The organism is Gordonia sp. DT30, assembly GCF_049844915.1.
GTDB lineage: Bacteria > Actinomycetota > Actinomycetes > Mycobacteriales > Mycobacteriaceae > Gordonia.
Window position 1 is genome coordinate 42,975 of the sequence record NZ_JBNCLY010000001.1, and the last position, 18,313, is coordinate 61,287.

Here is an 18,313-nt window from a genome sequence, read left to right on the forward strand (position 1 = left end):
ACTCACCTCACCGGCGAGTGGCGCGTGTGAGGTGATGGGTGGACCGGGAAAGGCCCGTTCGGCTCCAGCGGAAAGGGCATCAGCCCAGGGGAATACCGGCCTTGTCGGCGATGGCGGCCACGTCACTGACGATGGTCGTCGGTTCCTGGGTGCCTGCGTCGACGATCACCAGCGAGTCGACTCCGGCATCGGAGAACCGGCGGAGGATGTCGGCGCACTGCTCGTCATTGCCGGCGATTGCGAACGTGCGAGACATCTCGTCGGTCACGAGATCTGATGCGTCCGTTCCCGCGAGCATGTTCTCCCGGAAGGCCGTCGCGGTCTCGGCGGACAATCCCGGCAGGGCCGTGATCGGGCTCGGGCCGTGCATACCCAGGTACTGCGCGATCCGGCCCGCGACCCGGGCCCGGGCGGCACCCGGATCGCTGTCCCGGGAGAAGAGCACGTACGCGGTCACCGAGCGGGGTGAGAAGTTCTCCCGCACCCACGACACGTACTCGGGCGAGGACAGTACGGAGAGGATGAGCCCGTCGGATGACGCCGAACGGCTCAGTGCGCGTTCGCCTTTGACGCCGAGGAGGATCGGGATGCGGGTGCCGGGAGTGAAGGCCAGTGCCGCATCCACCTCCAGACCGTTGACCGGCCGGGAGTGCCGGTCTCCATCGAGGAGGGTGCGCAGCGCATCGACGTACTCGACGAGTACCGAGACCGGTCGCCGGAACGGGATGCCGAGCTGCTCCTCGATCCAGATCCGATTGCTCGCACCGACCCCGAGACGCAGACGTCCACCCGAGAGTTCCTCCAGCGCCGCACATTCCATGGCCGACAACGCGACGTGGCGAGTCCACGGGTTGATGACGCCCAGCCCGATCGTGACGCGTTCGGTCGACGCCGCAACAGCGCCGGCCACGGCGAACGCGCCACGTTCCAGATAGTCCTCGGACACCCAGATCTCGGCGAATCCGGCATCCTCGGCCTGTTTGGCGAGCTCGACCGTCGTCTGCGCGTTCCGCCGTCCGGACGGGGCGAATCCCAACCTCACTAGACACGCACCTCGCGGTCGTCGAGTGCTCGGTCGAACGCGTCGAGCGTGGGCTCGATGGTCGGCACCGCGGGCAGCCGGGCGGCGGTGGTGGGAACGTCTTTGAGACCCGTCGAGGTCCCGAGCAGCACGACGCGTTCGCCGGGGTCCACCAGCTCGGCCGCGCGTGCCTTCTCCAGCACGGCCAGCGTGATGGCCGACGACGCCTCGGCGAAGATTCCGCTGCGGGTGCCCAGCACGGCCTGCGCCTGCATCGTCTCCTCGTCGGTGGCGGACAATCCGGAACCCGACGTCACCTTGATCGCGTTCAGCGCCTGCCACGTGGGGGTGACCGCGGCGATGTTGAACGCCACAGTGGGTTCCGGCGGACGTTCGGTCCCGGTCCCACCCCGCAGCGCAACGCCCAACGGCCCGTACGGTTCCGCGGCGATCAGCCGCGGAATCCGGTCGGCCAGACCGAGTTCGATGAGATCGGCGAAGCCACGAACGATGCCCGCGATGCCGTCCCCGTATGCGACCGGGGCGACGATGACGTCCGGCAGGTCGCCGGCGGTCTGTTCCCAGAGTTCGTAGGCGATCGTCTTGTAGCCGTCGATGCCGAAGGGATTCGACCCGGACGGTGGCGAGGGATAGCCGGACATCGGTACCCAACCGCGCTGCTCGACGCCCTGCCACATCAGGAGCCCGCGATCTTGTGGCTGCTTCATGGCGAAGACCTGAGCGCCGAAGCTCTGCATCAGGGTCTTCATGGCCTGCGGGACGGACTCGAGGGTCAAGACGATGCAGCGGATTCCGGCACGTGCGGCGAATGCGGCGATGGCGGCACCGTGGTTGCCGGTACTCGACACGACGACCGTCTCGGCGCCGACCTGGACGGCTTTGGTGATGGCCACGGCGGCCAGCCGGTCCTTGTACGACCACGTGGGATTGCGCGACTCATCCTTGTAGTACAGCGACTCGATGCCGGCCTGGGTGCCGACCTCGGGAATCGGCAGGAGCGGGGTGTTGCCTTCACCCAGGCTGACGAACGCGCCGTCGTCGACGGGCAGGAGCTCGGAGAACCGGAAGATCCCGGGGTGCGCGGGATCGATCGGCAGCGACGTCCGACCGGACAGGTCGTACACCGGCTTCGGAAAGATACTGACGTCGTCGTCGCGGCACGTGGGACAGATCGTGAACGCCGACTCCTCGGAGTAGTCGCGTTGACAGCGCGGACACCTAAGGGCGCCAACATAAGTCGTGGTCATGCGGGGATCTCCATCATCTCGCGCGCACGGCCGGTGAGCATGCGACATCCGTCGTCGGTGATCACCAGTGCATCCTCCACCATCATTCCGCCCCAGCCCAGCTCGTAGTAGGGCGTCTCGAAGCAGAACACCATGCCCGGCTGCAACGGATCGTCGTCGGCGGGCCGGATGATGGGCGGTTCGTAGGTGGTGAGACCGATTCCGTGACCGCAGTGGTGGCGCCGGTACGGTGACGGGCCACCGTTTGCCTCGACGACCTCGATGGCTCGGCGGAAGATGTCGTTGGCGGCGACCCCGGGGCGGGCCAGGTCGAGTTCATCCTGTTCGCCCTGCAGGATGGCGTCGTAGAAGCGGCGCTGCCGGTCCGACGGGGGCCCGACCACCGCGGTGCGGCCGATGTCCGACCAGTATCCGTGCAGGGTGCCGCCGACGTCGAAACGCACGAGGTCGCCGCGCTGGATCTCGCGATCGGTGGGGAACGCGTCGCCGAGCGCGGAGCGCTCGCCGGCGGTGACGACGACGAAGCGTGGTTCCAGCCCGCCCTGGGCCATGGTGGTGGCGACGATGGCTGCCAGCTCTTGTTCGGTCGTACCCACGTGTGCCGACTCGACGGCCTTGATGATCCCGTCCTCGGCCACCCGGGCGGACTCTTCCAACAGGGCCACCTCGCCGGGCAGTTTGATCCCGCGCAGGGTCGACATCCAGGCCGACGCGTCGCTGACCCGCACGTTCGGCAGGTGATCGGCGAGGGCTGCCCGCACCGGGGCGCTGTCGGTGTCGATACCCACCGACGCCCGCTCGAGCCCGAGGCGTCCCAGGGTCGTCAGTACGGCGGTCGCGAGGTCGGCGTGCTCGTCGACCAGACGTGTCGCGGTGGCATGTCCCCCTTCGGATTCGAAGTAGAACCGGCCGTACGCGGCGAACTTGTCTTCGGCGGAGCCGGCGTCGAATGCCGGTGCGGCGTCGGCGATCGGCCCGGCGAGGTGCAGATCGTCGGGGGTGACGACGACCGCGATGCTCGCGATCCCGTGCACCGCGGCGCCGAGACTGCGGTAGCCGCTGGCGTAGTGGACGTTGGCGGGCTGGATCAGGATCAGTGCGTCGAACTGTGCGTTGCCCAGTGCGCCCTGCAGCCTCTGCAGCCGCTGTGTCTCGAGTGTGCGAGTGCTCTGATCGACCTGGGTCATGCGGGTACCTCCACTTGCTGCTTTTCCTTTCGATATGGCGCTATGACATTCTCTGCGAAATCGTGCATCGCATCGAGTGTCTCTTCTACGGTGTTGCAAGCAAACAACAAACCTGAAAATGTCGACACGCCGGCGTCCGCATAGGAACGCACCATGTCGAGGACTTCCTCCGGTGTCCCGATGAGACTCCGCGCGGCCCACTCACTCTGCTGGTTCTTGAGTGTCGATTTACTCAGCGAACCGACGTGGGTGAACAGCTGTGATCGTTGAAATTTTTCCAACGCCTCGGCATGGGTCGGCGCAATGGATACCGTCAGCTGCGGTGCCACGTCGAAGTCGTCGGGAAGTGTGCGCCCGGCGCCATCGGCGATCTGCCGGATTTCGGCGAGTCCATCGATGATCTCCTGCGGGGTCAGCATGCCGGGAATCCATCCGGTGGCATACTTTCCGGCACGTTCTCGTGCGCCCGGAGAGTTCCCGCCGGAGAGGATGGGAAAAGGTTTCCGGACCGGGTGTGGGAAGCTCTCGACATCGTCGAACGAGATGTACTTTCCCTCGAACGACGCCCGTCGCTCCGTGGTGAGCAGCTGGATCGACTGCATGAATTCGTCGGCGTGGTCGCCGCGGTGGATGACGCGCCCGGGCCACATCGATTCCGTTTCCTGGCGATAGGCGCCGAGCCCGAGGCCCAACCGGAATCGGCCTCCGCTGTACTGGTCGAGTGTTGCCGCCTGCTTGGCCACGACCACCGGGTGGCGGAACGACATCACGCTGACAGCGGTGGCGACCTCGAGCGTGGTGGTCTGCGCCGCGACGAAGGACAGATACACATACGGATCGTAGAAGCGCGGCGGATCCGGGAACTCCGAGCGCACGTAATGCGGGGTGTTCACATGATCGTTCGCCCAGACCGAGTCGAATCCGAGCCGTTCGGCCGACACGGCGAGCCGTACCGCCTGGTCGGGATCTGCGTACGGAACCGGGTACATCAGTCCCTCGGTTCCGGTGGGAACTCCGAGCCCGAACTTCATGATGCGTCCTTTCGTTTGATGTCGAGATCGATCAGACCGCCGACGGTGTCGGGGTGCGCCACGCGGCCCACACCTGGGGCGCGGAGAACACGAGGTACACGATTGCACCGAGCACCGGCAGGACCCGCCAGAACTCGTCGTCGAGGACCAATCCCGCAAAAACGTTCAGACCGACGGTGACGATCAAGGCGGCGATTGCCCGCCAATTGACCATCGGCAGCGATTCGATGGGTGCCGAGTAGTGCATCTTGTGAAGAATGAAATAGTCGGCGAGGATGATCGCCGGAATGGCCGGCAGTGCGTAGCCGATATATCCGATGAAGGTGAGGAAGCTGTTGATGACTCCCTGGGTGAGGCCCCAATATGCGATGACGATGCCGAGGATACCCACCACCAGATTGGTGATCTTTCGGGGAAGTCCGACGACATTGGCGCTGGAAAGGGAGGCTGCGTAGAGCATGTTGGTCGACACCGTTGTTCCCTGGAAGAGGAAGGCGACGGTGGCCAGCCAGGTCAGTCCGATGAGTCCGAACGCGGCACCGAGATCCGACGACTTCAGCCCGAGGCCGAGAATCAGCCCGAGGAGGTTGAAGGCAAAATTCCCGAGAACGAATTCGGCGCCGGTCGAGATCCAGACGGATTTCATTCCCTTGCCGAATCGGGTGATGTCCGGTGAGACCAGTGCGCCGCCCGTCCATTTGGAGATACCGAGACCCATGATGGCCAGAACAGCCATTTGACCAGATTTCGCCGGATGAGCCGACAAGATCTCGGAGAAGCCGCCGGCGTCGACGATGGTGACGACGTCGGCGACGATCACCAGGAGGATCATCAGCGGAACGCCGATCCTGCCCATCCATTTCAGTCCGCGATCGAAACCGAGTCCGGAGATCAGGACGAAGAGTCCGCCGAGCAGAACACAGTAGACGACTCTGGCCACCGTGGAGGAGGCCGCCGGAAAGACGCTGATCGTGATGGCGAGGATGTAGCCGTAGAACAACCCGATGACGATTGCCGTCACGAGTGAGGGCAATCGGCTGCCCTGTCGGCCGAAGGCGAAACGGGTGGCCAGGGCCAGCGTAAGACGTTCACGCACCCCGATCGCGCCCATGCCCACCGAGATCGCGAGCACGATCAGCGAGATCACCAGGGAGATGGTGACTGCTTGCCAGAAGCCGAAGTAGAGGCCGAGGGTATAGCCGAAGACGAGGTCGGAGGCCGAGACCGTCAAGCCCATCCGAACAAGGGAGATGTCGAGTGTGGACTGTCGCTCGGCAGGTGGTACGCGAACGGCCGCGTAATCTTCGGCGCTCTGTGCGATCGGGCCGCCGATGGCCGCGGACGTTCGTTCGCTGTCCTTGGTGGTCATGGATTCTCCTTGCGAAAGGCTCGTCGGAGGCTTTACCTGATGCAACGTTGCGGTGGGCTGCCGAGCGGCCGGGAATTGTCCTGCCTGTGAGGTGCCCTTAGACTACGGGCAATGTTGCGGCCAGAACTATGTGTATGACGTGCGGAAATGGGTGGACCGATTGTGAGTTTGTCACAGTTGCTGCGGGATCTCCTGGCGTCGGTCACGGATGTGGAAGCCGAGATCATGGCCCGCGTGTGGGGCGATGGCTACGACAATCAGCAGGTCGACCGGACCGATCTGTCCAGTGCCATCTCCTTCAACATCCCGTGGTTGCTCAAGTCGCTGAGCGCGGGCGCACCGGTAGACGACGCCGAGGCCATCGCACTGGCAAAGGACACCGGCCGTCGCCGCGCCATACAGGGCGTCCCACTGGATGCGCTGATCCGGTCATACCGCACCGGTCAGCAGGTCATCGAGGACAGGCTGATAGCCAATGCGGACAAGGGCGATGCGGCCGAACTGCTGGGTGTCATCCGGGAGCTCGGACGCCTCCTCGGAGAGCTCACCGACCACGCCGTGGAGATGTATCGGACCGTGGAGCAGGAGGTCACCGGGCACTACGACCGATTGACGACCGATCTCGTGGCGCAGATCGCGTCCGGCAGCTACCTCAGTTCCGAGGAGGTGACCCGCCGCGCCCGAATCGTCTCTGCGGATCCGAGTGCAACATACGCGGCGGTCGTGATCGGCATCCCCGAACGAGAGGACCCGGCGACCCATCTATTGATACAGCGACACCTGCTCAGCCGCCTGGGGTTGCCGATCAGATCTCGTATCCTGGTGGGCACCTTGCAGAACCGGCCGCTCATTCTGGTGCCGACCGGTGCCGGCGGGGTGGAAACTCTGAGCGACCAACTGGCCCGGGTATTGGCATCGGACAGCCTGCCCAGCGGACTCGTCCTCGGTCTCGGTGCGGCCAGCTCACCGCTGGGGGAAATGTATGCAGCCGCTCAGCAGGCGCGGCTGGCGGTGGAAGTCGCCCAACGCGGTCGGCGGAAGATCGGCGTGGTTCGCTACGAGGACGTAGCCGTGGACACCTTGCTGGTTCGGGAGCCCCAGACCGCCGAGCTGCTCGCGAGCCTGCTGGCACCTCTCGAGGCGCGCCCAGAACTGCTCGAGACGTTGGGTGCGCATTTCGCCAACGGCTTTTCCGCCCGCGCGACGGCGCGAGAACTCTATGTCCATCCGAATACGGTGTCGCACCGGCTTCGCACCATCGAACGTGAGCTGGGCCGGCCGGTGAACGATGCGCTGGGATGCGTCGACCTCATCCTGGCGCTGCGCTGGCGAAGCCTCGGGGGCAGAGCGGAGTTCGTCCGCCCGGACGGCACCCCGGGCGAATGACGAACCGCTCAGGCCCGGTAGTTGCCGGCGTCGATGTCGGCAAGCAGCCCGGGCTGCCCGGGTGACCAGCCGAGCAGATCGCGGGTGAGCGCCGCGCCGGCGGGTTGATCGACGGAGGCGAGCATTCCGAGGAATCCGAGGGTTTCCGGGTCGACCACCCCCGCCGGGACGCCGTTGGACCGTCCCAATGCTTCGGCGATCTCTCGGAAGGCAATTGCCTCGTCGCCGACCGCGTGCAGGACCGAACCGGCGGGCGCGTTCTCCAATGCGAGTCGGTACAGGTGTGCGGCGTCGGCGACATGAACGGCCGGCCAACGTTGTTCGCCGTCACCGACGTACCCGGACATCCCGGCCTCGACGGCGAGCCGCGCCAGCTGGGAGACGAAACCGTGGTCACCCGTGCCGTGTACCGAGCGGGGCAGACGCACCACGGACACCCGGACGTCCCGGTCGGCATAGGACAACGCCAGGTCGGACACCTGCTCACGCCCGGTGGCGGGAGTGCCCGCGGCGGCCTTGTCCTGCTCGGTCGACAGGCGGCCCGGAGTTGCCGGCGTGCCGCTGGTGATCACCAGCGCCTTACCGCTGCCGGCCAAGGCTTCTCCCAGGGTGCGCACCACCTGGGCATCGAGTTCGACCGCCGAGGCGAAGTTGGCGAAATCGTGGCGGAACGCCAGGTGCACCACGCCATCGGCTTGCGCGGCCTGCTCGGCGATGACGTCGCGCGACTCGAGGTCGCCGGCGACGGCTGCGGCGCCGAGCGCCTCCAGTGCTTCGGCTGATGCCTCCGATCGTGCGAGCCCGGTGACCTGATGCCCCGCGGCGACGAGCTCCGGGACGAGTGTCTTGCCCACCCAGCCGGATCCTCCGGTGACGAAAACCTTCATCGCTGGTCCTTTCGATAGCAGTTACTGCTATCGACCGTAGCACCGGATGGCAGTCACTGCCATCACCTACACTGCTCGCATGGGACGATGGAAACCCGATGCGCGCGGCCGCCTCGCCGCGGCCGCCTTCGCGCTGTACCGGGAACAGGGGTACGAGCAGACCTCGGGTGCCCAGATCGCTGCCCGCGCGGGCATGCATGAGCGGTCCCTGTTCCGGCTGTTCGGAGACAAGCGGGAAGTCTTCTTTCACGGAATGGCGGATGTGGCAGCCCATCTGAGCGAGCTCATTCGCGACGCGCCGGGCGAGGCCTCGGCGATCGACATGGTCGAGCAGGCGATGGCGGCCCAGTGTGGCCAGATCCAGCAGAACCCCGCGCACGCAAGGCTCCGAGCCGCCGTCGTCGCGAGCAACGCCGACCTACGGGAACGTGATCTGGCCAAGCACGAGGAGCTCGGCGACGCGGTGGGCGACGCGCTGCGGCTCCGCGGTGTCGACGACGTTTCCGCCCGACTCGCAGTGGGGGCCGGAATGGTCGCCTTTCGTGTCGCGCTTGCCGATTGGTTCTCGGCGGACCAGCGCACCGATCTCGTCGACCTCTTTCACGACACGATGAGCCGGCTTGCCGACGAGGTGGCCGACCGGTCGACGTAGGGCGCCGCGAATGTTGGTCGCGTGCTCGGAGCTCGTTGACCACTCGGCGAATCGGCGTGTCCGGGAGTCGCCGAACCATGCGTCAGGCGCGCTGGGGCTTGGTCAGTTCGGGCCCGAGTGCCTCGAGTTCGGTGATCCCGGTGGCAAAGTCGCCACCGACCGACGCCAGCCGCACGTGATCTGCGCCCGCGGCGAGGTGTGTCTCGATGGCGTACAGGATCTCGTCCGGTCCGCCGTGCGGTACGACCTCGGCCAGGACACGTTCGTCGAGGTCGCCGTTCGCGTCGAGCAGTGCGACACCTTCGCGTGTCAGAGCTCGCGCATACGGGCTATCGCCTTGTCCGAGAACTTGTTCGGCGAATGAACTCGCCTTCTCGCGTGCGACGCGCGGGTCGTCGGCGACGGAGATACTGAGGCCGACGACGAGCAGCTTCTCCGGCCCGAGGATTTCTCGCGCACGCCGCGTGAACGCCGGTGGCAACAGCGTCGGCAGCGCACCGTCGGCGAGCGCTCCGGCGATCTCGAGCATCGCCGGGCCATTGGCGGCCAGCAGGCGCGGATACCGGACCTCTGTTGCCGGGCTGATGGGGACCGGCTCGGTCATGCGGTCGAGGTAGTCGGTGGCCACTGTGCGGGGCTTGCCGAATTCCCGACCCACCGCGGCGGCCTGGAAGGGGTATCCGACTCCGAGTCCCAAGACGAATCGGTTGCCGAATGCCTCGACGAGCTGCGTGGCCCCGCCGTGCGCGGTCTGCGGCGATCGGGCCCACATCGAGGCGACGGCGGTCCCCAGAACCGCGCGGTCGGTCGCCGACATCAGCAGCGCAGCCTGGACCAGGATGTCCTTTCCGCCGACGCCCTCGTTGATCCACAGGGTCGAGTAGCCGGCCGCTTCGATTCGGCGCGCGGCGTCTCGCTGTTGTTCGGCTGGAACGGGCGCAGCGAACGGGATGTTGGGCAGAAATGCGCCGACGCGGCCCATCGCCGCACGGACTCCATCCCAGGTCGGTCCGACCGGGCCCGCTGCCGCTATTTCGAAATCGTCCATTTTCGAAATGTAGCACTGTCGATATGATGTGGCCATGAAGCCACTCATCGTCGAGCAGAAGCCGAACCGCCGCGGCCGCCCGCGAGATCCGGTCACCGAGCGCGCGATCTTGGATGCTGCGTTCGAATTGGTTGTGCAGCAGGGCTTCTCGTCGGTGACGATGGCCGCGATCATCGATCGTGCGGGCACCTCGTCGGCAACGGTATACCGACGCTGGCCGACGAAACTCGATCTCGTCGCCGCTGCGATAGCCTCGCGCCGTTCGGTGGTCGACGACGTGGACACCGGTGGCCTCGAGTCCGATATCGAGTCGTTCCTACATCGACTGGCCGAGCGGATGTGTCTTCGTCCCGAGGATCTCGGTGACGCGCTAATCAACGACCTGCGCGGAGAGCCCGGGCTCACCGCGGCGATCGCCGAGACGATGGTGGCCCCTCGGCTGCAGGTGATCGAAGCGATTCTCATGCGTGCCCGTCGGCGGGGCGAGCTGGCGGTCGCGCCACCAAGCGCTGCGGCATACAGCCTGGTCGTCGGACCGTTGGTACACCTGGTTCAGGTTGCCGGTGATCGTCCGAGCGCCGAGTTCGTCACCGCCACGGTGGCCGGCGCGCTGGCCGCACTGCGCGGCTATCCGGTCAGCGCGGCGTCGGGCGGACCGAGTACCGGCGTTCGATCGCCGCGGTGACCCGGCCCCACTCGCTGGCCATCACGCGTGCCTGATGGGCATCGAAGGCCTCATCGTCGACGAACAGTTCGTCGACCTGCCAGACGTACGGGTCGCCGGTCGGTCGAACCTCGAAGGAGAGACAGCCCGGTTCGGCACGGGACAGGGCCCGGTGGTGCGGCAGATGCCGCCGGACGGCCGCCAGCTCCTCGTCGTCGCGACAGATCAACTGTCCGCTCAGTGCGACTCCTGGCTTCATTCCCCGATGATCGCATCGGCCCGGCGGCCGGCGATCGACGGGAATGCGTTGCGTCGGCCGTCGAGGGGGTCCGCGTTCGTGGTGGGGTACGCCGACCCCCGCTAATGACGGTGGTTATCATTAGGCGCGTGTCCACATCTTCCCCCATCCGACTGCCCGTCACCGTGCTGTCCGGCTTCCTCGGTTCCGGCAAGACCACACTGCTCAACAATCTCCTGGCGAACAGGGAGGGCCGTCGCATCGCGGTCATCGTCAACGACATGAGCGAGATCAACATCGATGCGGCGCTGCTCGATCTGGGCGGTTTCGACCGCACCGAGGAACGCATGGTCGAACTGACCAATGGGTCTATCTGCTGCACCTTGCGTGAGGATCTCATCGGCGCCGTCGGTGAGCTGGCGCGCGCCGGCCGCTTCGACCACCTCGTCATCGAGTCCACGGGCATCTCCGAGCCCATGCCGGTCGCGGCGACCTTCGATCGGGTCTTCGACGACGGGTCGTCGTTGTCCGACCTCGCCGTGCTCGACACCATGGTGACCGTCGTCGACTGCACCACGTTCCTGGGCGAACTCGCCCGGGGCGAGCGGCTCGCCGACCGGGAACTGGAGGCCGGCGCGGGTGACGAACGCACGATTGCCGACCTGCTCGTCGATCAGGTGGAGTTCGCCGACGTGGTGATCCTGAACAAGACCGACCTCGTCGACGACGATCATCGTGGGCGCGTGGAGGCGATGGTGCGCAGACTCAATCCGCGCGCCCAGATCATCGTCACCGCGCACTCTGATGTGCCGCTGGATCGGGTGGTCGGCACGGGACTGTTCGACCACGACGCGGCGTCCGCGGTCGCCGGGTGGGACGACGAACTCCTCGGTGGGCATGTGCCCGAGACCGAGGAGTACAGCATCGGATCGGTGGCCTTCCGATCCGATCGCCCGTTCCATCCGCTGCGGCTCGCGCAGGCGCTCGACACGCTGCGAGGAATCCTGCGCAGCAAGGGATTCTGCTGGATCGCGAGCCGTCCCGACATCGTGGCGGTCTGGTCGCAGGCCGGACCGAATGGAACGATCGAACCGGTGCAGTACTGGACGCCGCCCGCCGACAACCCGCTCGCCGGGCCCGGCCAGGAACTGGTGTTCATCGGGGTTCACCTCGACGAGCACGAACCGTTGCGCGTGCTCGAGCCGGCGTTGCTCAGCGACACCGAACTTCGGTTGGGGCCGGCCGCATGGGTGGACTATCCGGATCCGTTGCCGCGCTGGAACCTCGACGCGGCGCACCGGCACTGACCGAGATCCCGTGGAACGTCAGGCGATCCACACCGACTTCAGGTTGCAGAATTCGCGAATGCCGTGGACGGTCAGTTCGCGCCCGTACCCGGACCGCTTGACGCCGCCGAAGCCGAGTTCGGGATATGACGTGGTCATCCCGTTGATGAAGACCTGGCCCGACTCGATCTCGTCGATGAACCGGTCCTGCTCGGCGGGGTCGTTCGTCCACGCGTTGCCACCGAGCCCGAACGTGGTGTCGTTTGCGATGGCGATCGCCTCGTCGATATCCGCGGCGCGGTACAACGCGGCGACGGGCCCGAACGCCTCGGCCGAATACAGCTCCATGTCGGGGCTGATGTTGCTGATCGCCGTCGGCGGGTAGAACCAGCCCGGACCATCGACACGTTTACCGCCGGTCAATACCGTGGCCCCGGCAGCCACCGCGCCATCGACGAGCTTCTCCAGATCGTCGCGCCCCTGCTCGGTGGCCAACGGGCCGACATCGGTGGCGTCATCGGTGGGGTCGCCGACGACGAGCTCCTCCAGCCCGGCGACGAACGCCGCGGCGAACTCGTCGTAGACATCCGCGTGGACGATGAAACGTTTTGCCGCGATGCAGGATTGGCCATTGTTCTGGACCCGCGCGGTCACCGCGGTCCGCGCAGCCGCGGCGATGTCGGCACTGGGCATGACGATGAAGGGATCACTGCCACCGAGTTCGAGGACGGTGCGTTTGACCTCGTCACCCGCGGCGGCGGCGACCGCGCGGCCCGCCGGTTCACTGCCGGTCAGCGTCGCGGCAACCACCCGCGGGTCCCGCACGACCGCCTCGACCATGCCCGACGGGATCAGCAAGGTCTGGAAACAGCCCTCCGGAAAACCCGCCCGCCGCAACACATCAGAGATGTAGAGCGCGCACTGTGGAACGTTGGACGCGTGCTTGAGCACGCCGACGTTCCCGGCCATCAGCGCCGGTGCGATGAACCGGACGGCCTGCCAGAGGGGAAAATTCCACGGCATCACCGCAAGGACGACACCGAGCGGTTGATAGCGCATGTAGGCCTTGCTCGCCCCAACGGCCCCGGCGTCGGCGATCTCGTCGGCGAGCATCGCCGCGCCGTGCTCGGCGTAGAAGCGGAATGCGCGGGCGCACTTGAGCGTCTCGGCTTTCGCGGACGAGAGGGTCTTGCCCATCTCCGTGGTCATCATCGCGGCGACCGTCTCGGCCTCCGCCTCGAGGAGATCCGCGGTCGCACGCAGCCAGGTGGCCCGCTGCGCGAAGGTCGTCTTTCGGTGGTCGGCGAATGCGCGGACAGCACGGTCGAGTGCGGCATCGACCTCGGCATCGGTCATGGCGTCGAATTCCCGGATCGTCTCGCCGGTGGTCGGATCGATGGTGGCGATGGCCATGGTCGGTGCCCTTCCGTCGTGGGTGAAGCTGCACCTTCATGCCTACCACCCCGTGCCCGTCGCCGACCCGGTACAGCTCAGCGGGGCAACGACCGCACGGTGACCTCGGAGAGCCGATCGCCGGCGTCGGTGCGTGCGCGGGTCCGCCGATGCTCGCGGACGACCATGAGCGCACCCAGCGCCCAGAACGGGATCTGCCAGCACATCGCGATCCGGAACGACGAGAGGTCATATGCCCCACCCGGACCGGACGTCAGGTTGAGGGTGAGGCCGATCAGCAGGATGACCATGACGCTGGCGGTGAACCCGCCGGCGTTGACGATCCCGGTCGCCGTACTCAACCGGTATGCCGGATTGTGTTCGCGCACGAAGTCGAAGGCCACGATGGAGGCCGGACCTCCGATGCCGATCGCGATCGCGACGGCAAAGAGCATCCAGGTGGGCGCATCACCGACGGCCAGCACCACGGCCCAGGCGACGAACTGACATGCGACCAGCCCCAGCACCAGATGCATCCGGTGGGCGGCGAACCGCACCGATGCCACGCCCATGACGGGTCCGGCGACCACGCCGACCACCACCGTCGTCACCAGTACCGCCTGCGCGCCGGATGCCTGGAGACCCTCGCCGGCCACCAGGAACGGAAAGCCCCAGAGCACCCCAAAGGTGTTGGACGAGAAGGGCGTCACGAAATGTGTCCAGAACGCCAGGCGGGTCCCTGGTTCGGCCAGCGACTCCCGCAGCCGGCGCAGCAATGTCGGACTCGCGTCGCCGGTGGCGGGCGATGACATCGCCGGGGTGCCGTCGCTGACGACCACCACCGAGAGCACGGCCACCAACGCGCCGGTCGCCGCGAGCAGCAGAAATCCCGGCCGCCATCCGATCACATGGACGAGATGGGCGAACGCCGATGATGCTGACGATCTGGCCGAGTTGTCCGATCACCGCAGTGATCTGCACCATCATCGGTGCCATGCGGCGAGGGAAGCGGATCCCGATGATGCGCAGCACACAGGGAAAGACGGCGGCGTCGCCGGCACCGAGCAGGATGCGTGCGGCGATCGCGATCCAGACACTCGGCGCCAGCGCCAGGACCACCTGGGACACCGCCATCATCGCCGCGCCGACGGTCAGGACGACCCGCGAACCGTACCGGTCCAGGGCCATCCCGACGGGAAGTTGCCCGGCGCCGTAGACGCCGAGTTGGATGACCGCGAACAGCGACAGTGTCGCCGGGTCGATGGAGAAATGCGCGGCGGTGTCGATTCCCAACGCCGACATCGAGGTCCGGTTGGTGATCGCGACCAGATAGGCGAAGGCCCCCACTGCCCACGTCGCGACGACGGCGGGCCCCAACCGGGCGGTCGGGACCCGATGCGGACGGGACATGAGGCCTTTCGCCGGGCACGAGACGGGGATGGATGCAGCGGGTGATACTACGCCCGCGCCCGGGTCGGCGCTGTTCTCGCGCCCTGGCCGACGGACACTGTGGTGTGCCCCGGCGCAGGTCGGACGAGCCCCGCGAGGTCAGCGTGTGACGAAAGCCTCGACGATCACGTCCACGAACCGGTCGATGTCGCCCGCCTCGGTGTCCCACGACGTCATCCACCGCACCACCCCGTGCGCCGCACCGCCTGGGCGATCCCAGTCGTAGAAGTGTGCGCGCGTGCGTATCCGGTCGGCGACGTCGACCGGTAGGCGCGCGAAGATCGAGTTCGTCGGACTGGGGTGGACGAATTCCAGCCCCGGCAGCGAGCCGTCGGAGATTCTCGGCTCCAGGGCGGCGCGCAGCCGGGCGGTCATCGCATTGGCGTGCGAGGCGTTCCGCAGACCCAGATCGCCGTCGAACAGCGCCAGCAGCTGTGCGGAGATGAAGCGCATCTTGCTCGGCAGCTGCGTCGTCGACTTCCGGACGTATCCGGTGCCGGCGAGTCGGTCCGGATTCAGCACCACGACGGCTTCGGCGCCGAGCGCCCCGATCTTGGTGCCACCCAGGCTCACGACATCCACGCCGACGTCGGTGGTGAATGCGCGGAAGGGGAGATCGAGCGCGGCCGCGGCATTCCAGAGGCGCGATCCGTCGATGTGTACGGCCATGCCCAGATCGTGGGCGGTGTCGCACAACGCCGCGATGTGGGTGGGGGAGTAGACGGTACCGAGCTCGGTGCACTGCGTCAGGCTCACCGTCGCCGGCTGTGCGCGCTGCTCGTCACCCAGCACCCGGCCCGCGTTGATGATCTGCTCGGGCACCAGCATGCCGTCGGCGGTCGGCGCAGCGAGGATCTTGAGACCCGAAACCTGTTCGGGTGCAGCCCCTTCGGAAGTATTGATATGCGACGAGGCGACACTGAGCACCGCACCGGACCGGGGTGTGGCGGCCGTGAGCGCGACGACGTTTGCCCCGGTGCCGTTGAAGACGGGGAAGACCTCGGCCCGCTCGCCGAAGTGCGCCCGGATCACCTCCCGTAATCGCTCGGTGTAGACGTCGTGGCCGTAGGCGGATTGGTGGCCGTCGTTGGCGGCGACGACCGCGCTCAACACCTCCGGATGGGCACCCGCGTAATTGTCGCTGGCGAAGGCGTGCCACGACGGGTCGTGTAATGGGGACAACGTCACAACCATCAGATTCTCATAGGACCCGAGTCCGCGAGATGTCGCGGGCCGGTCGGGGTCTGCGGCAGACTATGGCCATGCCGACCGACAGTGCGCCGCCCGCCGATCGTCCCCTGCGTTCGCTGGGTTTCCTCACCATCGGGTCCTTCGACGAGTCGGATCCGGCCGCCGGGCACCGCGCGACACTCGACATCATCGAACGGGCCGAGGATCTGGGCTTCGACAGTGTGTGGTTGCGCAACCGGCACCTGCAGTACGGAATCTCCTCGCCGGTGGCGGTGATGGCCGCGGCGGCGATGCGGACCAGCCGGATCGCGCTGGGCACCGCCGTCATCCCGCTCGGCTGGGAGAACCCACTCCGGCTGGCCGAGGACCTCGCCACCGTGGACATCCTGTCCGGCGGGCGTGTCAATCCCGGTGTCTCCGTGGGTACTCCGATGCACTACGAGAACGTCAAGTCGGCTCTGTATCCGGAAACCCACGACATCGAGAACTTCTCCAAGGACCGGGTCGCGCGGCTGCTGTCATGCCTGCGCGGCGAGGTCGTCAGTGACTTCGAAGGCGTGGAGGGCATCGAATCGTTCTCCCGGCGCGTCCAACCACATTCGCCCGGACTGGCCGGTCGGCTCTGGTACGGCGGCGGACTGGACTCGGCGATCTGGGCCGGCCGCCAGGGGCTGAACTACCTGACCTCCTCGGTGGTGACGACCGAGGGGGCACAATCGCGCGACTTCGCGGGCATCCAGGCCGAACACATCGACGCCTACCGTGCGCACCACCCCGACCCGGCGTCGGCGCGGGTGTCGCAAGGGCTCGTGGTCATCCCCACCGACTCGGCGACACCCGACCAGCGCGACCGCTACCGGGCCTACGCGGAGTCCCGGCGCGCGCGGACACGGAGCCCGCAGGGCCCGCGGGGCCTGCTCTTCTCGCCGGACTTCGTCGGTACATCCGATGAGCTGGCCGAAATACTGCATCAGCACAAGGGATTTCAACGAGCCGACGAGGTCGCGTTCGCGTTGCCGTTCACCTTCGCCGACGAGGACTACCGGCAGATCATCACCGACCTGGCGCAACGGCTCGGCCCGGCCCTCGGATGGTCGCCTGCGTAGCGGTGGCCGACGCGAGCGCGTGACAACCGCTGAGCGAGCCGATTTCCCCGGCTCCGGATGTGACACCCTGGGACGATGAGCGACGATCTCGCCGAGCGGCTGCTCGCAGCCCAGATTTCTTTCACCATGCACGAACTGCTCGACCCGCAGTCTTACGGGAAATTCGTCGTCGACGAGGTCGACGCATTTCTCGACGATGCGGCTCGGCTGGGCCTCGACGACGTCGTCACCCGCGATCTCATCAAGGTGACGGCGCACAAGTACACGGTCGGGCTGCCGGTCGAAGGGTCGATTCCCGAGTTGGTCGGGGAGATCGCCGCACGCCTGCATCAGCACCGCCTCAACGACGAGCTGGCGATGTCGGAGGTGCTCGACTCCCGCCACGTCGACGCGTTGTTCACCGCCGTCTCCGAAACGGGTATCGCGCGCCGGATCGTCGCCGAGATCGCCACCAGTCCCGCCGTCGTCGACGCGTGTGTCGACGCCGTCTCCCATGCCTTCGATGCTGCTGTCGCCGAAGGCCGCGCCCCGGCCGATGACCGGGGACTGCGCACGTCTGCGCTGCGGGGCATCACGCGTTTGTCCATGCCGGTGGTGCCGGCCGTCTCGGCGGCTCTGGCGCTGGTGACGCGCAAGGGTGCAGGTTATGTGCTCGCCGCTGCCAAGGAGGACGGCGACGCCGTGCTGCTCGATGCCGCTCGCGACCTGTGGCGGCTGCGCTCGGCCGACTCGGTGGGCTGGTTTCGCGAACTGGTCACCGGCGAGGATATCGAGGACCTCGTCGTGGTGATCTTCGAATTCTGGAAGTCCTTCCGCGACACCGACTATTTCCGCGCGCTGCTCGACGAGGGAATCGACCACGTCTTCGACAAATACGGCGGTGTGAGTCTCGTCGAGTTGTTGGCCGACCTCGGTATCGGCCGCGCCGACCTGATCGAGGAGGGACTGCGGTTCGGTCCGGCGGTCATGACCCGCCTCGACGAACGCGGCATGCTCGAGCCGATCATCCGGCGGTGGCTGGAGCCCTTCTATCGGTCCGAGGAATTCCGCGAGGCCCTCGATATCGCATGAGAACGGACTTGTTGCCGTCCGCGACCAGCCGGTCCGACAAGCGCGTGGCCACGGCCATCGGTGTCCG

Annotated in this window: 17 protein-coding genes and 1 pseudogene; 6 read left to right on the forward strand and 12 right to left on the reverse strand. The window is 66.8% G+C overall.

Annotated elements, in window-relative coordinates; translation table 11 throughout:
• Positions 1-79: 79 nt before the first annotated feature.
• The 5 genes from ACLQ3C_RS00210 to ACLQ3C_RS00230 are packed head-to-tail and all read right to left on the reverse strand — an operon-like array spanning position 80 to position 5,876.
• Positions 80-1,042, reverse strand: a complete 963-nt coding sequence (locus ACLQ3C_RS00210) for an LLM class flavin-dependent oxidoreductase (RefSeq protein ID WP_425702384.1) — start codon at positions 1,040-1,042, stop codon at positions 80-82.
• Positions 1,042-2,289 (reverse strand): threonine synthase, encoded by a 1,248-nt coding sequence (locus ACLQ3C_RS00215; protein WP_425702386.1) that lies wholly within the window; start codon positions 2,287-2,289, stop codon positions 1,042-1,044. The genes ACLQ3C_RS00210 and ACLQ3C_RS00215 overlap by 1 nt, the downstream gene beginning before the upstream one ends.
• Positions 2,286-3,476, reverse strand: coding sequence for a M24 family metallopeptidase (locus ACLQ3C_RS00220; RefSeq protein ID WP_425702388.1), 1,191 nt, complete (start codon positions 3,474-3,476; stop codon positions 2,286-2,288). Before ACLQ3C_RS00220 ends, ACLQ3C_RS00215 begins: the two co-directional genes overlap by 4 nt.
• Positions 3,473-4,507: an LLM class flavin-dependent oxidoreductase gene (locus ACLQ3C_RS00225; protein ID WP_425702390.1), complete on the reverse strand. Its 1,035-nt coding sequence runs from the start codon at positions 4,505-4,507 to the stop codon at positions 3,473-3,475. Before ACLQ3C_RS00225 ends, ACLQ3C_RS00220 begins: the two co-directional genes overlap by 4 nt.
• Positions 4,508-4,538: 31 nt before the next feature.
• Positions 4,539-5,876, reverse strand: coding sequence for a purine-cytosine permease family protein (locus tag ACLQ3C_RS00230; RefSeq protein WP_425702392.1), 1,338 nt, complete (start codon positions 5,874-5,876; stop codon positions 4,539-4,541).
• 162 nt (positions 5,877-6,038) lie between these two features.
• Here ACLQ3C_RS00230 and ACLQ3C_RS00235 point away from each other — a divergent pair, with 162 nt between their 5' ends.
• A complete protein-coding gene (locus tag ACLQ3C_RS00235) occupies positions 6,039-7,262 on the forward strand; it encodes a PucR family transcriptional regulator (protein ID WP_425702394.1) in 1,224 nt (407 codons plus the stop codon).
• A gap of 8 nt (positions 7,263-7,270) precedes the next feature.
• On the opposite strand, the gene ACLQ3C_RS00240 is transcribed toward ACLQ3C_RS00235, so the two are convergent.
• Entirely contained in the window at positions 7,271-8,149 is an 879-nt protein-coding gene (locus ACLQ3C_RS00240; protein WP_425702396.1) for an SDR family oxidoreductase, read from the reverse strand.
• A 79-nt stretch (positions 8,150-8,228) separates the two neighbouring features.
• Here ACLQ3C_RS00240 and ACLQ3C_RS00245 point away from each other — a divergent pair, with 79 nt between their 5' ends.
• Positions 8,229-8,801, forward strand: coding sequence for a TetR/AcrR family transcriptional regulator (locus tag ACLQ3C_RS00245; RefSeq protein WP_425702398.1), 573 nt, complete (start codon positions 8,229-8,231; stop codon positions 8,799-8,801).
• Between the two features lie 82 nt (positions 8,802-8,883).
• Here the strand turns inward: ACLQ3C_RS00245 and ACLQ3C_RS00250 are convergent, their stop codons facing one another.
• The gene (locus tag ACLQ3C_RS00250) at positions 8,884-9,849 is read right to left on the reverse strand and encodes an LLM class flavin-dependent oxidoreductase (RefSeq protein ID WP_425702400.1); all 966 of its coding nucleotides are present in this window, start codon (positions 9,847-9,849) and stop codon (positions 8,884-8,886) included.
• A gap of 34 nt (positions 9,850-9,883) precedes the next feature.
• Here ACLQ3C_RS00250 and ACLQ3C_RS00255 point away from each other — a divergent pair, with 34 nt between their 5' ends.
• On the forward strand, positions 9,884-10,534 hold the full coding sequence (locus tag ACLQ3C_RS00255) for a TetR/AcrR family transcriptional regulator (protein WP_425702401.1): 651 nt from the start codon (positions 9,884-9,886) through the stop codon (positions 10,532-10,534).
• Here the strand turns inward: ACLQ3C_RS00255 and ACLQ3C_RS00260 are convergent.
• Complete coding sequence (locus ACLQ3C_RS00260; RefSeq protein ID WP_425702403.1) at positions 10,485-10,772, reverse strand: putative quinol monooxygenase; 288 nt, start codon at positions 10,770-10,772, stop codon at positions 10,485-10,487. The genes ACLQ3C_RS00255 and ACLQ3C_RS00260 overlap by 50 nt on opposite strands.
• A gap of 104 nt (positions 10,773-10,876) precedes the next feature.
• Between ACLQ3C_RS00260 and ACLQ3C_RS00265 the strand changes: the two genes are divergently transcribed.
• Complete coding sequence (locus ACLQ3C_RS00265) at positions 10,877-12,058, forward strand: CobW family GTP-binding protein (protein ID WP_425702405.1); 1,182 nt, start codon at positions 10,877-10,879, stop codon at positions 12,056-12,058.
• A gap of 18 nt (positions 12,059-12,076) precedes the next feature.
• On the opposite strand, the gene ACLQ3C_RS00270 is transcribed toward ACLQ3C_RS00265, so the two are convergent.
• The 4 genes and pseudogenes from ACLQ3C_RS00270 to ACLQ3C_RS00285 all read right to left on the reverse strand — a co-directional run bounded on the left by ACLQ3C_RS00270 (position 12,077) and on the right by ACLQ3C_RS00285 (position 16,066).
• Positions 12,077-13,450, reverse strand: coding sequence for an NADP-dependent succinic semialdehyde dehydrogenase (locus ACLQ3C_RS00270; protein WP_425702406.1), 1,374 nt, complete (start codon positions 13,448-13,450; stop codon positions 12,077-12,079).
• Between the two features lie 77 nt (positions 13,451-13,527).
• Positions 13,528-14,337 carry a hypothetical protein gene (locus tag ACLQ3C_RS00275; protein WP_425702956.1) on the reverse strand — a complete coding sequence of 270 codons (810 nt, stop codon included), beginning with the start codon at positions 14,335-14,337 and terminating at the stop codon, positions 13,528-13,530.
• 88 nt (positions 14,338-14,425) lie between these two features.
• A pseudogene (locus ACLQ3C_RS00280) lies at positions 14,426-14,839 on the reverse strand (MFS transporter); the annotation flags it as partial.
• Between the two features lie 138 nt (positions 14,840-14,977).
• On the reverse strand, positions 14,978-16,066 hold the full coding sequence (locus tag ACLQ3C_RS00285) for a threonine aldolase family protein (RefSeq protein WP_425702905.1): 1,089 nt from the start codon (positions 16,064-16,066) through the stop codon (positions 14,978-14,980).
• A gap of 74 nt (positions 16,067-16,140) precedes the next feature.
• Between ACLQ3C_RS00285 and ACLQ3C_RS00290 the strand changes: the two genes are divergently transcribed.
• Both ACLQ3C_RS00290 and ACLQ3C_RS00295 read left to right on the forward strand, forming a co-directional pair.
• Positions 16,141-17,175 carry an LLM class flavin-dependent oxidoreductase gene (locus ACLQ3C_RS00290; RefSeq protein ID WP_425702408.1) on the forward strand — a complete coding sequence of 345 codons (1,035 nt, stop codon included), beginning with the start codon at positions 16,141-16,143 and terminating at the stop codon, positions 17,173-17,175.
• A 75-nt stretch (positions 17,176-17,250) separates the two neighbouring features.
• Positions 17,251-18,246, forward strand: a complete 996-nt coding sequence (locus ACLQ3C_RS00295) for a hypothetical protein (protein ID WP_425702409.1) — start codon at positions 17,251-17,253, stop codon at positions 18,244-18,246.
• Positions 18,247-18,313: the final 67 nt, after the last annotated feature.